The following is a 16,539-nucleotide window of genomic DNA, read 5'->3' on the forward strand; positions in this document are numbered from 1 at the left end:
GGGGCATCCAGCGCCGCATGTACGAGGTGCGACAGCTCATCGGCGGGGTGTGGGGTGCCGACGGGGACGCCGATCAACTGTTGGTGTTCGATCCGGCCGACGACTCCCCCGTCACCCGGATGCCGGTGGCCACCGATGCGGCCGTCGCGGCGGCGGTCAAGGCCGCTCGGGCGGTCGTTCCGACCTGGGCCGGCAAGCGGGCCGCCGAGCGCGGCGCGGCGCTGCACCGGGCCGCCGACGCGGTCGAAGCCGCCATCGACCAGCTCTCCTCGCTCCAGACCGCCGAGATGGGTCGGCCCATCAGTGCGGCGAGGGCCAGCGTCGAGGCCGGCGTCGGAACCCTGCGACAGTACGCGGAGCTGGGTCCACTGCACCGGGGTCGGGCGCTGGCCGGTGCCCCGGAGGCGATCGACCTGATGGCCGTACAGCCCCGGGGGATCGTCGCGGTGCTCACCCCGTGGAACGATCCCGTGGCGGTCTCCTGCGGTCTGCTCGGCGCTGCCCTGGTCACCGGGAACACTGTCGTCTACAAGCCCAGTGAACGCAGCCCGGCGACCGGCTGGCTGCTGGCCCGGCTACTGGACGAGCACCTGCCGGCCGGCGTACTCACCCTGCTCACCGGGGACGCCCGGGTCGGGACGGCACTGGCGGCACAGGAGGTCGACGTGGTCGCCCACGTCGGGTCCACTGCCACCGGTCGGTCCATCGCCGCCGCCTGCGCCAAGACGTACGCCAAGCCACTGCTGGAGAACGGTGGCAGTGACCCGCTGATCGTCGACGCCGACGTGGACCCGGAATGGGCGGCGGAACAGGCCGCCCTGGGCGCGTTCGCGAACTCCGGTCAGTTGTGTGTCTCGGTCGAGCGGATCTACGTACACCGAAGGATCGTGCAGCCGTTCCTCGACGCGCTGGTACGACAGGCCGAGTCGATGCGGGTCGGACCGGGCCGCGATCCGCGTACCGAGATGGGACCGCTGGTCGACCGCCGCCATCGGGAGCACGTCGCGGCCCAGGTCGAAGCATCGGTGGCCGACGGCGCCCGGGTGCTCTGCGGCGGCGTGGTACCCGACGGACCTGGTGCCTTCTATCCGCCCACCGTGTTGGCCGACTGCTGCGACGGGATGCTGGTGATGCGGGAGGAGACGTTCGGTCCGGTCGCGCCGGTGATGGCGGTGGAATCGTTCGACGAGGCACTCTCCCGCGCTTCGCGCTCGTCGTACGGTCTGGCGGCGACGGTGCTGACCGCGTCCATGACGCACGCCCAGCGGGCCTGGCGGGAGTTGCCGGTCGGCACGGTGAAGGTGAACGCCGTGTTCGGCGGGGCACCGGGCGGGGCCGCGCATCCGCGTCGGGGCAGCGGGCAGGGCTTCGGGTACGGCCCGGAGCTGCTCGACGAGCTGACCGTCACCAAGGTGGTGCACCTCGGCGCACCGGGCGGCCCGGACGGACACTGGTGAGCCGCCGGACCGCACCGCTCGGACACCCGATGAACGTTGCTACGGGCCGTACCCTCGGGTCATCGTCCCCGGACCTTGCCACCCCGGGCCTTCACGGCCTCCCGGGTCCTGGTGGTGGCCCGGTTGTTGGCCTTCTGGATCGCACCCACCAGTTCGGCCTTGGTCATCCGGGAACGTCCCCGCACGTCCAACTTCTTCGCGACCTCCATCAGGTGTTCCTTCGGGGCGTTCGCGTCCACCCCACCTGCGGTCGGCGCGCGACGGGCCGGGCCACCACCTTCGGCCTGCTCGTCGCTGGGTCCCTTGCGTCCCTTGGGCTCCCAGTGGTCACCGACCTTCTCGAACGAGTGCTTGAGGGACGCGAAGGCGGTACGGTGCGCCCGCTCCCCCTCGCCGTACGTCTCGGTGGCTGAGTCGTGCGTCTTCACCCAGGTTCGCTGGGCCTTGTCCGGAGAGCGTCGCACGGTACTCGGCAGTGATTCGCGACCAGGCATGGTCTTCCTCCTCCTTGCGGCTGACTGTGCTCCGGAAACCCGCCACGGTCCCGACGGGAGGCGGGTCTCCATGGGAGATCCGTTCCCCACGCCCCCGTGGGCAAACCGGGAGCTGGACGTTTGTCCGATTCGCGCCCGGGGTACCGCCGTCCCCGGAGGGGAGCGGTCATGGCGGTTGAGTGGTCAGTGTGGCGCAGGGTGCTGGTCGCCAGCGTCAAGAGCTTCTCCCGGGACAACTGTGCCGACTGGGCCGCCGCGCTGACCTACTACGGGGTGCTGGCGCTGTTTCCCTCGGCGATCGTGATCGTCGCGCTGGTCGGTCTCGTCTCCAACGGAGAACAGACCATCGACACGATCGTCGACCTGGGTGGGGACGTCGGTGCCGGCTCGGTCGTCGCCAGTGAGAGCTTCACCGACGCCGTGAAGGGAGTCGTCAACCAACGCAGTTCCGCGAAGGTGCTGCTCAGTTTCGGTCTGCTCGGCGCGCTCTGGTCGGCGTCGGGTTTCACCGGGGCGTTCACCCGTGCCTCCAACGCGATCTACGAGGTACGGGAGGACCGCCCCTTCTACCGACTCCGTCCACTCCAGATCCTCATCACCGCCGCCGCCCTGCTGCTCATGGCGGTCGTCGCCACGGTGCTGGTGGTGAGCGGGCCGGTCACCGACGCGGTGGGGAACGCGCTGCACCTCGGCAACGCCCCCCGAACCGTGTGGACGATCCTCAAGTGGCCGCTGCTGCTGATGGTCATGATGTTGCTGCTGTCGCTGCTGTTCTGGATCGCGCCCAACGTGCAGCAGCCCCGGCTGCGTTGGCTGACCGTGGGCGGGGCGGTTGCCCTCGTCTCCTGGGGCGTCGTCTCCTACGCCTTCGGGCTCTACGTGACGAACTTCGCCTCGTACGACGTGACGTACGGCAGTCTCGCCGCGGTCATCGCCTTCCTGGTCTGGCTCTATCTGTCCAACTGTGCGCTGCTGTTCGGCGTCGAGATCAACGCGGAGCTGCACCGGGCACAGCGTTTATCCCTGGAGCCCACGGGTAGCGCAATAGACATGGAACGGGGTAACAGTAAGCACGGACCGAGGCTCGACGACGAGATGAGCCGAGAGGTCAGCGGCACGGTGCAGGGCACCACCGGATCCCGGGCCCAGGAGTGGCGTCAGCCGGAACCGGCCGGCGAGGACCAAGCGGACGCCACCACCATCGTCAACACCGAGACCCGTAGCGGCGTCCCCTGGGGGATGACCCCGGTGGAGGTCGAGCAACGCAGCCGGTTGGGCCGGTTCATCAGCCTCTCCGCGCTGCCCGGCACTCGGGAGACGCTGTGGCGCAACGCGCAGGAGAACGGCGCGCCGGAGGATCTCCTGGCCGACCTGGCCCGACTGCCGTCCGGGGTCGAGTTCCAGACCGTGTCCGAGGTTTGGGCTGCGCTGGGGCATCCGAACGAGACCCAGCGCTGGTGAGCAGCCGGCGTCGGTAGTGACCGGCGCCGGCGGGCATCCGAACCGCTGACCACACCAACCGCTGGCGTGACCAGCTCCGCTGGGCGCGTACCAGCCCAAAGAGGAGGAACCGATGAGTGGGGTAACCGAATCTGTCGACGTTGCGGTGCCGGTACGGACCGCATACGACCAGTGGACCCAGTTCGAGGAGTTCCCCCAGTTCATGGAGGGGGTCGAAGAGGTCAAACAGATCTCCGACACCATGACGCACTGGAAGATCGACATCGCCGGTGTACGACGGGAGTTCGATGCGAGGATCACCGAGCAACTCCCCGACGAGCGGGTGGCCTGGACCTCCACCGACGGCACCAACAACTCCGGTGTGGTCACCTTCCACCGGCTCGACGACAGCCACACCCGGGTCACCGTGCAGATGGAGATGGAACCGCACGGCCTGACGGAGAAGGCTGGCGACAAGCTCGGCCTGGTGGACCGCCGGACCAAGGGCGACCTCAACCGGTTCAAGGAGTACATCGAGGGTCGCGGCGTCGAGACCGGGGCATGGCGGGGCAAGGTGGAACGAACCAGGTAGCCCTCGTCGATCCCGGCATCAAGCGCTGAAACGGCTGGTGGCCGTCGGAGACTCCGACGGCCACCAGCCTGTTGTTTGCCGCATTGCAGTCCGGGTACGGCAGGACGTATGACCGACAACGACCCGGCGGTGTGGCGCGACGAGGAACGTCTGCCGCTCCGCGAACTTGAACGCGCGATGGGCAGTTCCGCCAGCGACGGCGAGGTCGACGACTTCACCGGCAACGAGGCGGGGGCGGAGTCGGCGTTCGGCCACGCTCCGGAGGCCGCTGACGAGCGTCCGGACCGTACCGGTCGGGGCCGGGACATGACCGACGACGAACGGGCCTACCGGCCGTCGACGACGGGCCGGACCGGGCCGCACTGAGACCTCCGTCCGGCTGTCGGCGCCCCCGGTCGCCCCGGCGCCTCGACCGGCCAGCTCGCAGCGTGGTTCGGTCAGCTCGGCGTTGTCGACGCTGGCCGTGGCTGCCGGTTCGACGCCGCGTAGACCAGCAACAGCAGCACGGACAGCACCACCAGGGCCGGGCCCAGCACCTCGACGTCGATCCGGCTGATCAGCACGCCGATGCCGGCCGGTACGAACGCCCCGGCCAGACCGGCCACCCCGATCTGTAGTCCGATGGTCCGGTCGGCGTGGCTGGCCCCGACTCGATCTGCGGTGGTCAGGGTGAGCAGCGGGAACACCGGCGCGGCACCGAAGCCGACGATGGCCAGCCCGACCACCGCCAGCCAGGCCGGTCCGGGTACCGCCACCAGCACCGCGCCGAAGGCCATGCCGATCATGCTTGCCCACAGCACCCGGGCGGTGCCCACCCGCTCGGCCACCACCCCCTGCACCACGCGTCCCAGGAACAGACTTCCGTAGTAGCCGGATACGCAGATTCCGGCGGCGGTCGCCCCGAGACCACGTCCTTCGGTGAGCAGCAGGTACGCCCAGAGTCCGGCGCCCAGTTCGATCGCGACGTAGGCGGCGAACGCCAGTACGCCGAACCAGACGGCCGGCAGCCGGAGGGTGTCCCGGATGGGTGGCGGCACGGCCGGTGTGACCGGCTCGACGTCGACCGTGTCCGCTGCGATCGTCTCGGTGCGGAGGTCCCCGGTCGGGTTGGCGGCGGCACCGCCTCCGGCCGCCCCACGCCGGTTCCCCCAGGCGTGCACGGTGAACACGAAGGCCACTGCCAGCACGGCCTGTGCGCCGGCCACGATGCCGTACCCCCAGCGCCAGGCCAGGCCGGCACCGATGACGGTGGTCATGATCAGCGGTCCGACCGCGACACCGAGGCCGAAGAACGCGTGCAGCCAGTTCATGTGGCGTGGGCCGAAGGCACTGGCGGCGTACGCGTTGAGTCCGGAGTCGATCGCGCCCGAGCCGAGTCCCAGCAGGAGCGCAAACCCGGTCATCAGAATGAATCCGGGGGTCATCGAGTACCCGGCCAGTGCGAGGCTGGCCATGACGGTGCTGCCGGCCAGCAGCCAGCCGACGCCCAGCCGGGCGACGCTGAAGCCGGCCGCCACGCTGGAGGTCAGATAGCCGGCGGTGCTGGCGATGAGCAGCAGGCCGACCGCCTCCGTGGGCACGTGAAAGTCGGTCCGCACCGACGGCCAGGCCACCCCGATCAGCCCGTCCGGCAGGCCGAGACTGACGAAGGCCAGGTAGGCGAGGATGAGCAGCAGGAGACGCGGGCGTGGCGGGGTGGGCACGTGTGTTGATCTTTCCGCACGGTCCGGCGTCCCGCCAGCCCGAGATCACCCGCCGGCTCGGGATGTTGCCAGGGCGCACGACCATTGGTCCGCTTCGCGGCTCCCTGTCCGCTAACATCCTTTCACGCACCTCGTCCGACCTGCGAAAATCATCCTCCTGCCGCCACCGGTTCCCCCAACCGGATGAGGTCACCGACACCCAGGGTTGGCTAACCTCGTCTCACATGAATGGGCTGTTCAGCGGCGTGGCCGCACGCTCCGCCACGAAATCGGCACGCTCCGAGCTGTCCGATCTGATGGCCACCATCGGCTCCTCCGGCCTGGTCGCCGCCGCTGCGCTTCCCGGGCTCCAGGCCGCTGTCGACCAGCACGCCGCCGCCGTACGGGACAGTCTCCTTGGCGACCTTCAGCCGATGAGCGCCGTGTCCCTCGCGGCCTATGCCGCCGGGGTACGCGAAGCCGGCGCCGGTCACGGATGGCAGCCGCCGCTTGATCCGATCGTGTGGCCCCAGGCCGACTGGATCATGCTCCGGCTGCTGGCGGTCTGCGCCCTGAACCGGGGTAACGGGGCCGTCGTCTGAGCTGCCGTTCGGCACCGGGTGTGCTGCCGCTCGGCACCGGCGAGCTGCCGTTCGGCACCGGGCCCCGAGCGACCCCGTCCCTACGCCGGAGCCTGGACAGCATCGGGGAGCCCAGCGATGCTGGACTCCCCGATGACTGCGGTCAGGCGAACCGATCGTGCGGGTGGCGGGCCTCAGTGCCCACCCAGCCCCGGTTGTTCCGGGCCGCCCGTCGTACCCCGCTGCATGGTTCCGGACTGGTAGGTGCCGGGACCGCCAGCCTGCGAGTGCGCGGCACCGCCCCCACCTGACGCCCCGGCCGGTTCCTCGGCCCTCGGCATGACCTGGGTACGTTCGGCCATCTGCCGTTCGACGTCCCCGCGACCGGCGGAGTACGCCTGGTTGCGGGCCCGGATCGCCTGGGATTCGGTAGCGGCCCGTTGCAGCCAGCCCTCCCAGCGCTGCTGCATCGGCCGGACCAGACCACCGCCCACACCGACGATGAGGATTCCGGCAACGGTGGCCAGCACCGCGATGAGGACCGGAGTGGTGACCGTGGTGGCGATACCCACCTGGTTGAGCGCGGCGATCACACCCAGCGCGATGATGAAGATCGACGCCAGGTTCGCCAGCAGGCGGCCGTACGAGAGACCGCCCAACGCCCCGGTGATGAGGTCACGTACCGCACTGGCGATCGCCGCTGCCACGACCACGATCACGATCGCGACGAAGGCTCGCGGCAGCCAGGCGACCACCCCACGGATCAGGTCGCTGATCGCGTTCGGCCCCCACACGCCGAAGGCGAACTGCAACGTGAACAGCAGGATGGCGTAGTACGCCAACTTCGCCAGGATGTCGCTGGCGTCGTACTTCGTACGCTCCAGGGCGCGTCCGACGCCGCCCCGTTCGACGGCCCGGTCGAATCCGACCCGCTCGAGCGCCTTGTCCACGATCTTGAGGACAAACCGCGCGATGATCCAGCCGACGACCAGGATGGCGATGAACGCGATGGCCCGTGGTACGAAGAGGAGTACCGACCGCCACATGTCGAGTAACGCGGCCCCGATGTCAACCTGCCTGACCGCGAGATTTTCGGACATTGTCGTCCCTCCTGTCGCTCGTCAATAGCGACGTCCGCTCGCTCGGACTAGCGAGGCCCGCATACCCATCGGTCCGGGAGCCAACCACCCTGGCAGCACCATTTTTCGGATTTTTCCTCTGATTAGGGCAGAGGTAGCGCCGTAAGCCCGCAATTCGCCATTTAGGCACTAAAAGCCTCGTAGCAGGACGGGATGACCAGGCCCAGCCATCGACACCACACCGGCACACCGGTCACCAACTGGGCGGTGTCGGTTACCTGCCGTTGATCAGCGCGAGTGTCGGCCTCTCCAGTTAGGCTGCTGGCATGCCAGGCTCGGTCGGGCGAATCCCCACACCATCCGCCGCGCCATCCGGGCTGACGTTGCGCCTCAGCGACCAGGCATGGTCGGCCACCCCACTGGGCCCCCGGCAGTTGTGGGATCCCGCCCTGCGGACCGTTGTCGACCTTGTCCTCGACTCACCGGTGGCCATGGCCCTGACCTGCGGCGACGACCTCGTGCTGGTCTACAACGACCGCTGTGCGGAGTTGCTGGGCGCACGCCATCCCGCCGCGTTCGGCCAGCCGGCCCCCCAGGTCTTCGGTGACCTCTGGCAGACCCCCGGCATCGGCGACGTGATCGAGCGGGTCTACCGCACGGGCGAGCCGTTCCTCGAGCGGGCCGCCTCGCTACCCCACGCCCGCAGCGGCATCGCCCGACCCGATCAGGCGGTCTTCGTACGCGGCCACTGGGCGGTTCGGGACGCCTCCGGCTACATCATCGGCGTACTGACCATCGCTGCCGAAAGCACGCAGATGACCCGGCAGCTACAGAGCCTGGGCGAGCTGGCCTCGGCGCTGTCGGGCACGCTGACCCTGGACGACGTCGCCCGGGTGGCGCTGCGCTTCGCCGCCACGTCCTTCGCCGCCGACCTGGTCGCCTTCGGCATCGACGACGGGCCTGACTGGCGAACGGTCCGCCGGGTGCCCGGCGACCTGCTCGACGAGGTCGACGAGCGCCTGCCACCGCTGTGGCACCGCTCTCCGGTGGACTCCCCCACGCCCCTGGCCGCCACCGCCCGCAGCGGTGTCCCGCTCTTCGTCAGCGAGGGGCAGCCGCTACTGGCCACGGCAACCGACCGGCATGACGAGCGGATCCGGGCCCTCGCCGCGCTGCCGCTGAACACACCGTCGCTGCGGGGAGCACTCACCCTCGGCTACCGGGACCCGTACCCCTGGTTGCCGACCGAACGCGCGCTGCTGACCGCCTGGGCGGAGCTGGTGGCCCAGGCCGCCGAACGTGCCCGCAAGTTCGAGAAACAGCACGGTACGGCGCAACTCCTCCAGCGGAGCATGCTGCCGGAGCACCTGCCGGACCTGCCCCGGCTACGGATCGCCGCACGTTACGCCCCCGGGGTGGACGGCAACGCCACCGGCGGCGACTTCTACGACGCGTTCGCGTTGCCCGGCGGCCAACTGGCGGTGGTCCTCGGTGACGTGGCGGGGCACGACGTGCGGGCCGCCGCGCTGATGGGCCAGGTACGGGCCGCACTGCGCGCCCTCGCCCTCAGCGACCCGGACCCGGCCTGTGTCCTGCGCGGGCTGGACCGCCTGGTGGCGAGTCTGGGGGCCGAGGCGCACAGCGACGAACTCTTCGTGACCGTGCTCTACGGCGTGGTCGACCCGGAGGCCGGTCGGCTGACCCTGGCCAGCGCCGGACACCCGGCTCCCCTGCTGCGCCGGGCTGTCGCTGGCGGACCGACCATGGCCGAGTATCTCGACCTCCCCCCGGGGGTGCCGTTGGGGCTGGGCGGACGACGCGTCACCCACACGATGGAGTTCCGGGCCGGGGACACGTTGCTGCTGTTCAGCGACGGTGTCGTCGAGCGGCGCAACCAGGACCTGTCGGACGGGTTGGACCAGTTGGCCGTCACCATCGCGGCAGCCAGCGGCGGTGCCCCCCGTACGCTGTGCGCTGCGGCATCCTCGGCCGTGCCGGGCACCACCGAGGACGACGTGGCGGTGCTGGCGGTGGAGAACGCCCTCACCCCGAGCCGTTCGGCGGCGATGGCGGTGCCGGCGGAGCCGACCGCGCCGGGCCGGGTCCGGCGCTGGCTGACCGCCCAGCTCACCGCGTGGCAGGTGGCGGAGTCGGTGATCGGTTCAGCGGTCCTGTGTGCCAGTGAGCTGACCACCAACGCCCTGCTGCATGCCGGCACGGCGGCGCGGGTGGAGATCGATCTGAGCCCGGAACGGCTGCTGGTCTCGGTGGCCGACAGTGGCACCCGGGGCATCGTGGCCCGGGCCCACACGGACCCGCTGAGCAGCCGGGGCCGGGGGCTCGGGCTGATCGAGCAGCTCAGCGACGCCTGGGGGACGGATCCGACGGTACGAGGATCGACGGTCTGGTTCGAGATGCTGATCCCGGCGGGGCAGCGCCGGTAGCGCGTCGGCCGCCGCCGGGCGGCCCGGTTTACCGCTTCCTCACGACGGGAACCCTGGCCGTTGACGAAGGAGGCAGACAATGGCTACACCCTCGAAATCGAGTACGGCCTGGCCCGGCATGCCGGGTATGCCGGGTGGTAGCAACCTGCCACCCGGACCGAGCGGTACCCCTTCGATGCCCAGCGGCGACGGTGGGCCCCAGATGGGACGCCCGGCAGTCACCATGGCGTCATATCCGGATTATCCATCCGCGCAGCGTGCGGTGGACTTTCTCGCCGACAACAAGTTCCCGGTGGAACACAGCGCCATCATCGGCACGAACCTGACCCTGGTGGAGACGGTGCTGGGCCGGATGACGACCGTACGGGCAGCCCTGGCCGGTGCGGCCACGGGTGCCTGGTTCGGCCTTTTCATCGGTCTGCTCTTCGGCATCTTCGCCACGGCCAACTGGTTGGCGGTCATCATCGTGGCCCTGCTGATCGGTGCCGTGTGGGGCGCGGTGTTCGGCGCCATCGCCCACGCCATGACCGGTGGACGGCGGGACTTCTCCTCGATGAGTTCACTGCGCGCGGGCCAGTACGCGGTGACCGTCGACGCGGACTTCGCCGAGCAGGCCCGCCAGCTGTTCACCAGGATGAACTGGCAGCCTGCGCAGAGCGCGCACTGACCGGTGTTCGACCGAGGTGTGCCCGGGCGTCAGGTGACGCCCGGGCACCCACTCGTCTCCGTACGGGCCGACCGTCCCGCTACGGGCGGGGTGCCTGGCCACCCGTGTGCGGGACCCGGGTGGCCGGGATGACGCCCAGTCGACCGGCCTGGTAGTCCTCGAAGGCCTGGATCAACTCTTCCCGGGTGTTCATCACGAACGGGCCGTAGTGCGCGACCGGCTCCCGGATGGGCTCGCCGCCCATGATGTACACGTCCAGTTCGGGCGTACGACCGTCCTGGTGTTCGTCGGCGGTGAAGCGGATGGCGTCGCCCGGTCCGTGTACGGCCAACTGCCCGGTGTGTACCGGACGGCGATCCGTACCGACCGTGCCCCGACCGCCGAGCACGTAGACCAGTGCGTTGAAGTCGGTACGCCACGGCAAATCCACCTGGGCCCCGGGCTGGACCGTCACGTGGCTGATCGTGATCGGGGTGTGCGTCGATCCCGGTCCCCGGTGTCCGGCGATGTCACCGGCGATGACCCGCACCAACGCCCCGCCGTCCGGGGTGGTCAGCAGGATCGACTCCTTGCCCCGGATGTCCTGGTAGCGCGGCGGGCTCATCTTGGCCACCCTCGGCAGGTTGACCCACAGTTGCAGGCCGTGGAAGAGGCCGCCACTCATCACCAGGTGCTCCGGTGGGGCCTCGATGTGCAACAGACCGCCTCCGGCCGTCATCCACTGGGTGTCACCGTTGGTGATCGTGCCACCGCCGCCGTTGGAGTCCTGGTGGTCGAAGATGCCGTCGATGATGTAGGTCACCGTCTCGAAGCCCCGGTGCGGGTGCCAGGAGGTTCCCTTGGGCTCCCCCGGCGCGTAGTCCACCTCGCCCATCTGGTCGAGGTGGATGAAGGGGTCCAGTTCCCGCATCGGCACACCGGCGAAGGCCCGGCGCACCGGGAAGCCCTCGCCCTCGTAGCCGCTGGGCGCGGTGACCAGCCGGGTCACCGGGCGGTACCGGGTGGTTGCCGGGTCCAACTGGGGCAGGCGGGGCAGGACGAGCACGTCCTTCACGGTGATGGCAGGCATGACCTTGCTCCTAGCTGTTCGAAGGTTCCGTGGCGGATGGGGTTGGCGATGCGGGAGCGGTGGTACCTACGGCATTCAGTCGCTCACCGAGCCGCTCGAAGACCCGGGTCAGGCAGGCGACCTCCCCGTCGTCGAGGTCGTCCATCAGGTGACGCCGTACCGATGCCAGGTGGTGTGGCGCGGCCTCCCGCAGGGCCAGCAGGCCGGCGGCGGTCAACACCGCCTCACTGCCGCGCCGATCCTGTGGGCAGGCCTGCCGGGCGACCAGGCCACGGCGCTCCATGGAGGAGATCTGATAGGTCAGCCGACTCGGCGAGAAGATGAGCCGACCGGCCAACTCCCCCATCCGCAACCGTTGACCGGGGGCTTCGGAGAGCCGTACCAGCACGTGGTAGTCAGCGAAGCTCAGCTCGCTGACCGCCCGAAGCTCCTCCTCCAACTGGGTGAGTAGTCGCTGACTGGACTCGATGTATGCGCGCCAGCACGCCATCCGCGCGCCGTCCAGGCTCTCCGTCATGCGACGAGAGTAGCACTGTTTCAAATTTGAAGCATTGGGTCGCCGGGTGAGCCCTGACACGCGGTCCGAGCATCCAGCGGGCGTAAGTTTGAAATTTGAAACAGGAGGGCCGGAACCGGCCGGCGGTCGAGACGGGGCACGAATGACCACTGGGCCGTCCCGACGGGATGCCAGACTGCACCACCGTGGAACCCGTGGAAATCTCCGCGCCCGGCCTGCTGCTCCGCCCGTGGCGCGCAACGGACGCCCCAGAGGTCATGCTGGCGCTACGTGAGGCGGCCATCGCCCAGTGGAATCCGTTGCCCGGCGTCGTGGACCTGGAAGCCGCGCGGGCCTGGGTACGCCGCCGGGCCGACTGGTCCTCGCTCGAACATGTGTCGCTGGCGATCGCCAATCCCACGACGGACGCGCTGCTCGGCTCGTTGAGCCTGCACCAGATCTGTGGGGAGAACGCCGCAATCGGCTACTGGACGGTCGAACAGGCGCGCGGGCGAGGTGTTGCGTCACGGGCGGTCACCGCCATGACGGATTGGGCCTTCCAGTTCCTGAGGCTGCACCGGATCGAACTGTGTCACGCGGTGGCCAACGCCGCATCGTGCCGGGTCGCGGAGAAGGCCGGCTACCGGTTCGAGGGTGTCCTACGTGAATCACACCGCTACGGCGATGGGCAACGCCACGACGAGCACATCCACGGCCGGCTGGCCACCGACGCCTGATCCCTACCGAGCCCACGACGGTGCGCCCACCCGCTCCTTCACGGGTGGGTGGGCGCACCGTCGCACTGGTTCGGGCTGACGCTCGGAAGCAGTCGGTACTTGTCCGGATTCCCGGCTGCCCTCGTCGCACGTTGGGTAGCCTCAGGCAGAGACCGCGAAGATGCCGGCGACCCCGAGGACCACCATGACCAGCACCGCAACCAACGCTCCCCGCTCGCTCTCCACCGGCTGATCTCCGTAGTTCCGCTGCGCCTTCGAGACATCCGGGGGCATGCCGACCTCCTCGCCGTGTCGATATCGGGTGTTGGCGTCGACAGAGGGCCGTGGCCAGCCTCGATCCACGGGTGCAGGCCGCACCTCGATGCCCGGGTCACGCCGTAGGCGCGTCCGCTCACGCCGTACGCGCGGCCGCCGTACGCCCTGGATGCGTCCGCCGTACGCGTGGCGCGCAGGATCTTCTGTCGACTTCGGTTGCGTAACCGGCAGGGACGTGACCGGCCCTACGCGGGTCGACAGGCCCTTACCATGCCGACGGAGCATGAGTTGCCGCTATGGCGCGACGGAAACCACTTGACGGCACTCTTTTCATTGCCACGGCCCCGTTCCAGCACCGCGACCACTCGCCCAGAGCGGGGCACGGGTCGCAGAGTGACACGGATCTCAGCCCGGATCCGGCGAAGGATGTCGGGGATCAGGCCACTTCCGACTCGCCGCCCGGATAGGCAAATGACGACCGGGGCGAGTAGAACCCCCACATGATCTGTAGCGGGTTGGCCGGGCGCAGCGCCCAGACCGGATGTTCCGGCTCCAGAAACTCCAGTGACACGATCTCGAACGGATCGACCGGCTCGGCCACGTACGGATAGTTGCCGCTGATCTTCCGCCCGTCGACCTCGGTCAGGTAGCGCAGCTGTCCACGGTTGATAGCGCTGCCGGTCCGACCGACCTCGGCCACCGTCCGGATGACGGGAACCCCGTCGGCCTCGGTCACGGCAACCAGCCGGTTGCCCTTGACCTTGATCCTGGTGGTGCCCACACTCACCGGAACACCCCGGTCGGCGGCATAGGCCCGCACCACCGCGCTGGAGTTGAAGTAGTGGGTCCACCAGCGACCCGGTGTCACCCCGTCCGGCGCGTCCATGTCGGCGAGGTCCGGACCGAGGTAGGTCAGCGAGTAGGCGCCGAAGCCCGAGGTCTGTTCCGCGTCGTCGACCACGTACTGGTTCATGAAGACCTGGCGGTTGACCATCGGGGTGAGGCCATCGGGCACCAGGGCGGCAACCGCATCGGGATCGGCCGGCAGCCAACCGAAATAGATCATGCGGCTGTTGACGACAAGCTGCGGGGCAGCGAGACGGTTCACCGGTGCCTCCGGGCTCTGGACGGGCTGTAACGAGAACGCTACGGCCCGTCCGCTGTGGAAACAACGACGGAAAACCGACAGTCCGTCGACAGACCTCGGGCCCCCTCGCAACACTGCCGTAGCCCGCCAGCAATATCCCGTTAAGCACCACTACACGAACTATCTACCTCATACTTTCGGCTAGACTTTCGCAAGCCGAACGGGTTAAGGTGACCATCTGAACGGGCCAACCAAGCAATGCGTAGCGCCCTTGTTTCTCTCCGCGAACAAGGTGTAGGGAGGACCACCGATGACCACACCGACAACGACCGACCGGGCTACCGCCACCCGAACCGACAGCGCGGGCCCGATCCTCGACGCGAAGAGCCTGTCGGACAGCGCCAGTGACCTACTACACGCGATGGCCGCCCTGCCAACCAGCCACCCGTCCCGGGAGAGCCTGCGTGACCAGGCAATCCAGGCCTGGTTGCCACTGGCCCAACACCTCGCGCAGCGCTACAGCGGGCGGGGCGAGCCCACCGACGATCTCGTCCAGACCGCCGCCATCGGCCTGATCAAGGCGATCGACAAGTTCGATCCGAGCCGCGGCGTCGACTTCGCGGGCTACGCAATTCCGACGATCATCGGCGAACTCAAGCGCCACTTCCGTGACCGTACCTGGGACATCCGGGTGCCCCGGCGGCTCCAGGAACTGCGGTTGAGCATCTCCGAGGCCAACAACACGCTGCTACAGACGCTCGGCCGCTCCCCGACGGTCGCCGACATCGCCGCCCACCTCGACCTGACCGAGGAGGAGGTGCTGGAAGGGCTGGAAGGTGCCCGGGCCTACAACGCGGTCTCCCTGTCCACCCCCACCGGCGACGGCGAGCGGGCCACCGAACTGGGCGACACCCTCGGCGGCGAGGACAGCGAGTTCGAGCTGGCCGAACTGCGGATCGCCCTCGGCCCGGCGCTGGCCACCCTGGACGAACGCGAGCAGCGGATCCTCACCCTCCGCTTCTACGGCAACCTCACCCAGTCGCAGATCGCCGAGCAGATCGGGGTCTCGCAGATGCACATCTCCCGGCTGCTGGCCCGCGCGTTGGCCAAACTGCGCGGCCAACTCGAAGAGACGTACTGAACCCGGTCGAAGAGACGTACTGAACCGGTCGAGGTCCACTGAGCCGGCCGGTGCGACACTGACCGGATGCTCCCCGAGACCGCTGCCGACCTGCCGGTCCGACAGGTACTGCCAGCGGTGGCCACCGCACTGGACAGGACCGGCACGGCCGTACTGGTGGCCCCACCGGGAACCGGTAAGACCACCCTGGTGCCGTTGGCCATCGCCGAACGGTTCGAGGGACGGATCGTCGTCGCCCAGCCCCGCCGGATCGCCGCGCGCGCCGCTGCCCGCCGGATGGCGTCGCTGCTCGGCGAACCGGTGGGGCAGACCGTCGGTTATGCCGTACGCGGCGAACGGCGCACCGGACCGGCCACCCGGATCGAGGTAGTCACCACCGGCCTGCTCGTCCAACGTCTCCAGCACGATCCAGAGCTGGCCGGCACCACGACCCTGTTCCTCGACGAGTGTCACGAGCGGCAACTCGACTCCGACCTCGCGCTGGCCTTCGCCGTCGAGGTACGTGCCGCGCTCCGCCCCGACCTGCGCCTGTTGGCGGCGTCGGCGACCGTCGAGACCGACCGACTGGCCGCGCTCCTGGGCACCCGGGCCGAGCCCGCACCGGTGATCCGTGCCGAGTCGGCGCTGCATCCGGTCGACATCCTCTGGACACCACCACCCCGGCCGGTGGACGCCCCGCATGGGCTACGGGTCGATCCCCGACTACTGGACCACGTGGCCGCGACCGTACGGCGAGCCCTTTCCGAACGTGCCGGAGACCTGCTGGTCTTCCTACCCGGTGCGGGTGAGATCGCCTCGGTGGCCGCGCGCCTGGCCGACCTGCGCGGCGACGTCGACCTGATGACGTTGCACGGACGCCAGTCGAGCCGGGAGCAGGACACGGCACTGCAACCGGGGACCCGACGGCGGGTGGTGCTGGCCACGGCGGTCGCCGAGAGCAGCCTGACCGTCCCCGGCGTACGGGTGGTGGTCGACGCCGGACTGAGCCGGGTCGCCCGTACCGACCTGAGCCGAGGACTCGGTGCCCTGGTCACCGTGCCGGCATCCCGGGCCTCGGCCACCCAGCGTGCTGGCCGAGCCGGCCGGGAGGCACCGGGCCACGCCTACCGGTGCTGGTCGGAGGCGACGCACGAACGGTTACCGGCACAGCCGGAACCGGAGATCGCCGTCGCCGACCTCACCGCCTTCGCGCTGCAACTGTCCTGCTGGGGGCAGCCCGACGGCAGCGGCCTCGCCCTGCCGGACCCGCCACCGGAGGCCGCCATGCGGGTGGCCCGCACAACCCTCGCCGGGCTCGACGCCGTCGACCTCGACCAGT

General features: G+C 69.5%; 17 protein-coding genes and 1 pseudogene. 11 read left to right on the top strand and 7 right to left on the bottom strand.

Annotated features, from left to right (window positions below):
• Positions 1 to 17: 17 nt before the first annotated feature.
• On the top strand, positions 18 to 1,457 hold the full coding sequence (locus ACFQ4H_RS28935; protein ID WP_377576891.1) for an aldehyde dehydrogenase family protein: 1,440 nt from the start codon (positions 18 to 20) through the stop codon (positions 1,455 to 1,457).
• Positions 1,458 to 1,516: 59 nt separating this feature from the next.
• Here ACFQ4H_RS28935 and ACFQ4H_RS28940 read toward each other — a convergent pair whose 3' ends face one another.
• On the bottom strand, positions 1,517 to 1,951 hold the full coding sequence (locus ACFQ4H_RS28940; protein ID WP_377576893.1) for a ChaB family protein: 435 nt from the start codon (positions 1,949 to 1,951) through the stop codon (positions 1,517 to 1,519).
• Positions 1,952 to 2,119: 168 nt separating this feature from the next.
• Between ACFQ4H_RS28940 and ACFQ4H_RS28945 the strand changes: the two are divergent.
• The 4 genes and pseudogenes from ACFQ4H_RS28945 to ACFQ4H_RS28960 all read left to right on the top strand — a co-directional run.
• Positions 2,120 to 2,950: pseudogene (locus tag ACFQ4H_RS28945) on the top strand (YihY/virulence factor BrkB family protein); the annotation flags it as partial.
• 51 nt (positions 2,951 to 3,001) lie between these two features.
• Entirely contained in the window at positions 3,002 to 3,412 is a 411-nt protein-coding gene (locus tag ACFQ4H_RS28950) for a DUF2795 domain-containing protein (protein WP_377576943.1), read from the top strand.
• A 112-nt stretch (positions 3,413 to 3,524) separates the two neighbouring features.
• On the top strand, positions 3,525 to 3,983 hold the full coding sequence (locus tag ACFQ4H_RS28955) for an SRPBCC family protein (protein WP_377576896.1): 459 nt from the start codon (positions 3,525 to 3,527) through the stop codon (positions 3,981 to 3,983).
• A gap of 108 nt (positions 3,984 to 4,091) precedes the next feature.
• Positions 4,092 to 4,349 carry a hypothetical protein gene (locus ACFQ4H_RS28960; protein ID WP_377576899.1) on the top strand — a complete coding sequence of 86 codons (258 nt, stop codon included), beginning with the start codon at positions 4,092 to 4,094 and terminating at the stop codon, positions 4,347 to 4,349.
• A gap of 71 nt (positions 4,350 to 4,420) precedes the next feature.
• Here the strand turns inward: ACFQ4H_RS28960 and ACFQ4H_RS28965 are convergent, their stop codons facing one another.
• On the bottom strand, positions 4,421 to 5,686 hold the full coding sequence (locus ACFQ4H_RS28965; RefSeq protein ID WP_377576902.1) for an MFS transporter: 1,266 nt from the start codon (positions 5,684 to 5,686) through the stop codon (positions 4,421 to 4,423).
• A 224-nt stretch (positions 5,687 to 5,910) separates the two neighbouring features.
• Between ACFQ4H_RS28965 and ACFQ4H_RS28970 the strand changes: the two genes are divergently transcribed.
• Positions 5,911 to 6,267: a DUF6401 family natural product biosynthesis protein gene (locus ACFQ4H_RS28970; protein ID WP_377576905.1), complete on the top strand. Its 357-nt coding sequence runs from the start codon at positions 5,911 to 5,913 to the stop codon at positions 6,265 to 6,267.
• Between the two features lie 173 nt (positions 6,268 to 6,440).
• Here the strand turns inward: ACFQ4H_RS28970 and ACFQ4H_RS28975 are convergent, their stop codons facing one another.
• Positions 6,441 to 7,346 (bottom strand): mechanosensitive ion channel family protein, encoded by a 906-nt coding sequence (locus tag ACFQ4H_RS28975; RefSeq protein WP_377576908.1) that lies wholly within the window; start codon positions 7,344 to 7,346, stop codon positions 6,441 to 6,443.
• A 305-nt stretch (positions 7,347 to 7,651) separates the two neighbouring features.
• Here ACFQ4H_RS28975 and ACFQ4H_RS28980 point away from each other — a divergent pair, with 305 nt between their 5' ends.
• Positions 7,652 to 9,769, top strand: coding sequence for an ATP-binding SpoIIE family protein phosphatase (locus ACFQ4H_RS28980; protein ID WP_377576911.1), 2,118 nt, complete (start codon positions 7,652 to 7,654; stop codon positions 9,767 to 9,769).
• Positions 9,770 to 9,848: 79 nt separating this feature from the next.
• Positions 9,849 to 10,436, top strand: a complete 588-nt coding sequence (locus tag ACFQ4H_RS28985; RefSeq protein ID WP_377576914.1) for a YflT domain-containing protein — start codon at positions 9,849 to 9,851, stop codon at positions 10,434 to 10,436.
• A 79-nt stretch (positions 10,437 to 10,515) separates the two neighbouring features.
• On the opposite strand, the gene ACFQ4H_RS28990 is transcribed toward ACFQ4H_RS28985, so the two are convergent.
• Positions 10,516 to 11,505 carry a pirin family protein gene (locus ACFQ4H_RS28990; protein ID WP_377576917.1) on the bottom strand — a complete coding sequence of 330 codons (990 nt, stop codon included), beginning with the start codon at positions 11,503 to 11,505 and terminating at the stop codon, positions 10,516 to 10,518.
• 10 nt (positions 11,506 to 11,515) lie between these two features.
• Positions 11,516 to 12,022 (bottom strand): MarR family winged helix-turn-helix transcriptional regulator, encoded by a 507-nt coding sequence (locus tag ACFQ4H_RS28995; RefSeq protein WP_377576920.1) that lies wholly within the window; start codon positions 12,020 to 12,022, stop codon positions 11,516 to 11,518.
• A gap of 185 nt (positions 12,023 to 12,207) precedes the next feature.
• Here ACFQ4H_RS28995 and ACFQ4H_RS29000 point away from each other — a divergent pair, with 185 nt between their 5' ends.
• The gene (locus tag ACFQ4H_RS29000; RefSeq protein WP_377576923.1) at positions 12,208 to 12,738 is read left to right on the top strand and encodes a GNAT family N-acetyltransferase; all 531 of its coding nucleotides are present in this window, start codon (positions 12,208 to 12,210) and stop codon (positions 12,736 to 12,738) included.
• A 141-nt stretch (positions 12,739 to 12,879) separates the two neighbouring features.
• Here ACFQ4H_RS29000 and ACFQ4H_RS29005 read toward each other — a convergent pair whose 3' ends face one another.
• Both ACFQ4H_RS29005 and ACFQ4H_RS29010 read right to left on the bottom strand, forming a co-directional pair.
• Positions 12,880 to 13,011 (bottom strand): hypothetical protein, encoded by a 132-nt coding sequence (locus ACFQ4H_RS29005; RefSeq protein ID WP_377576926.1) that lies wholly within the window; start codon positions 13,009 to 13,011, stop codon positions 12,880 to 12,882.
• 418 nt (positions 13,012 to 13,429) lie between these two features.
• The gene (locus tag ACFQ4H_RS29010; protein WP_377576929.1) at positions 13,430 to 14,101 is read right to left on the bottom strand and encodes a hypothetical protein; all 672 of its coding nucleotides are present in this window, start codon (positions 14,099 to 14,101) and stop codon (positions 13,430 to 13,432) included.
• 289 nt (positions 14,102 to 14,390) lie between these two features.
• Here ACFQ4H_RS29010 and ACFQ4H_RS29015 point away from each other — a divergent pair, with 289 nt between their 5' ends.
• Together ACFQ4H_RS29015 and ACFQ4H_RS29020 are read left to right on the top strand one after the other, a co-directional pair.
• Positions 14,391 to 15,221, top strand: coding sequence for a SigB/SigF/SigG family RNA polymerase sigma factor (locus tag ACFQ4H_RS29015; protein WP_377576932.1), 831 nt, complete (start codon positions 14,391 to 14,393; stop codon positions 15,219 to 15,221).
• Between the two features lie 66 nt (positions 15,222 to 15,287).
• On the top strand, positions 15,288 to 16,539 hold a 1,252-nt coding region (locus ACFQ4H_RS29020), incomplete at its 3' end, for a helicase-related protein (RefSeq protein WP_377576935.1).

This window comes from Micromonospora sonneratiae (genome assembly GCF_042679305.1).
Classification (GTDB): Bacteria; Actinomycetota; Actinomycetes; order Mycobacteriales; family Micromonosporaceae; genus Micromonospora_H; species Micromonospora_H sonneratiae.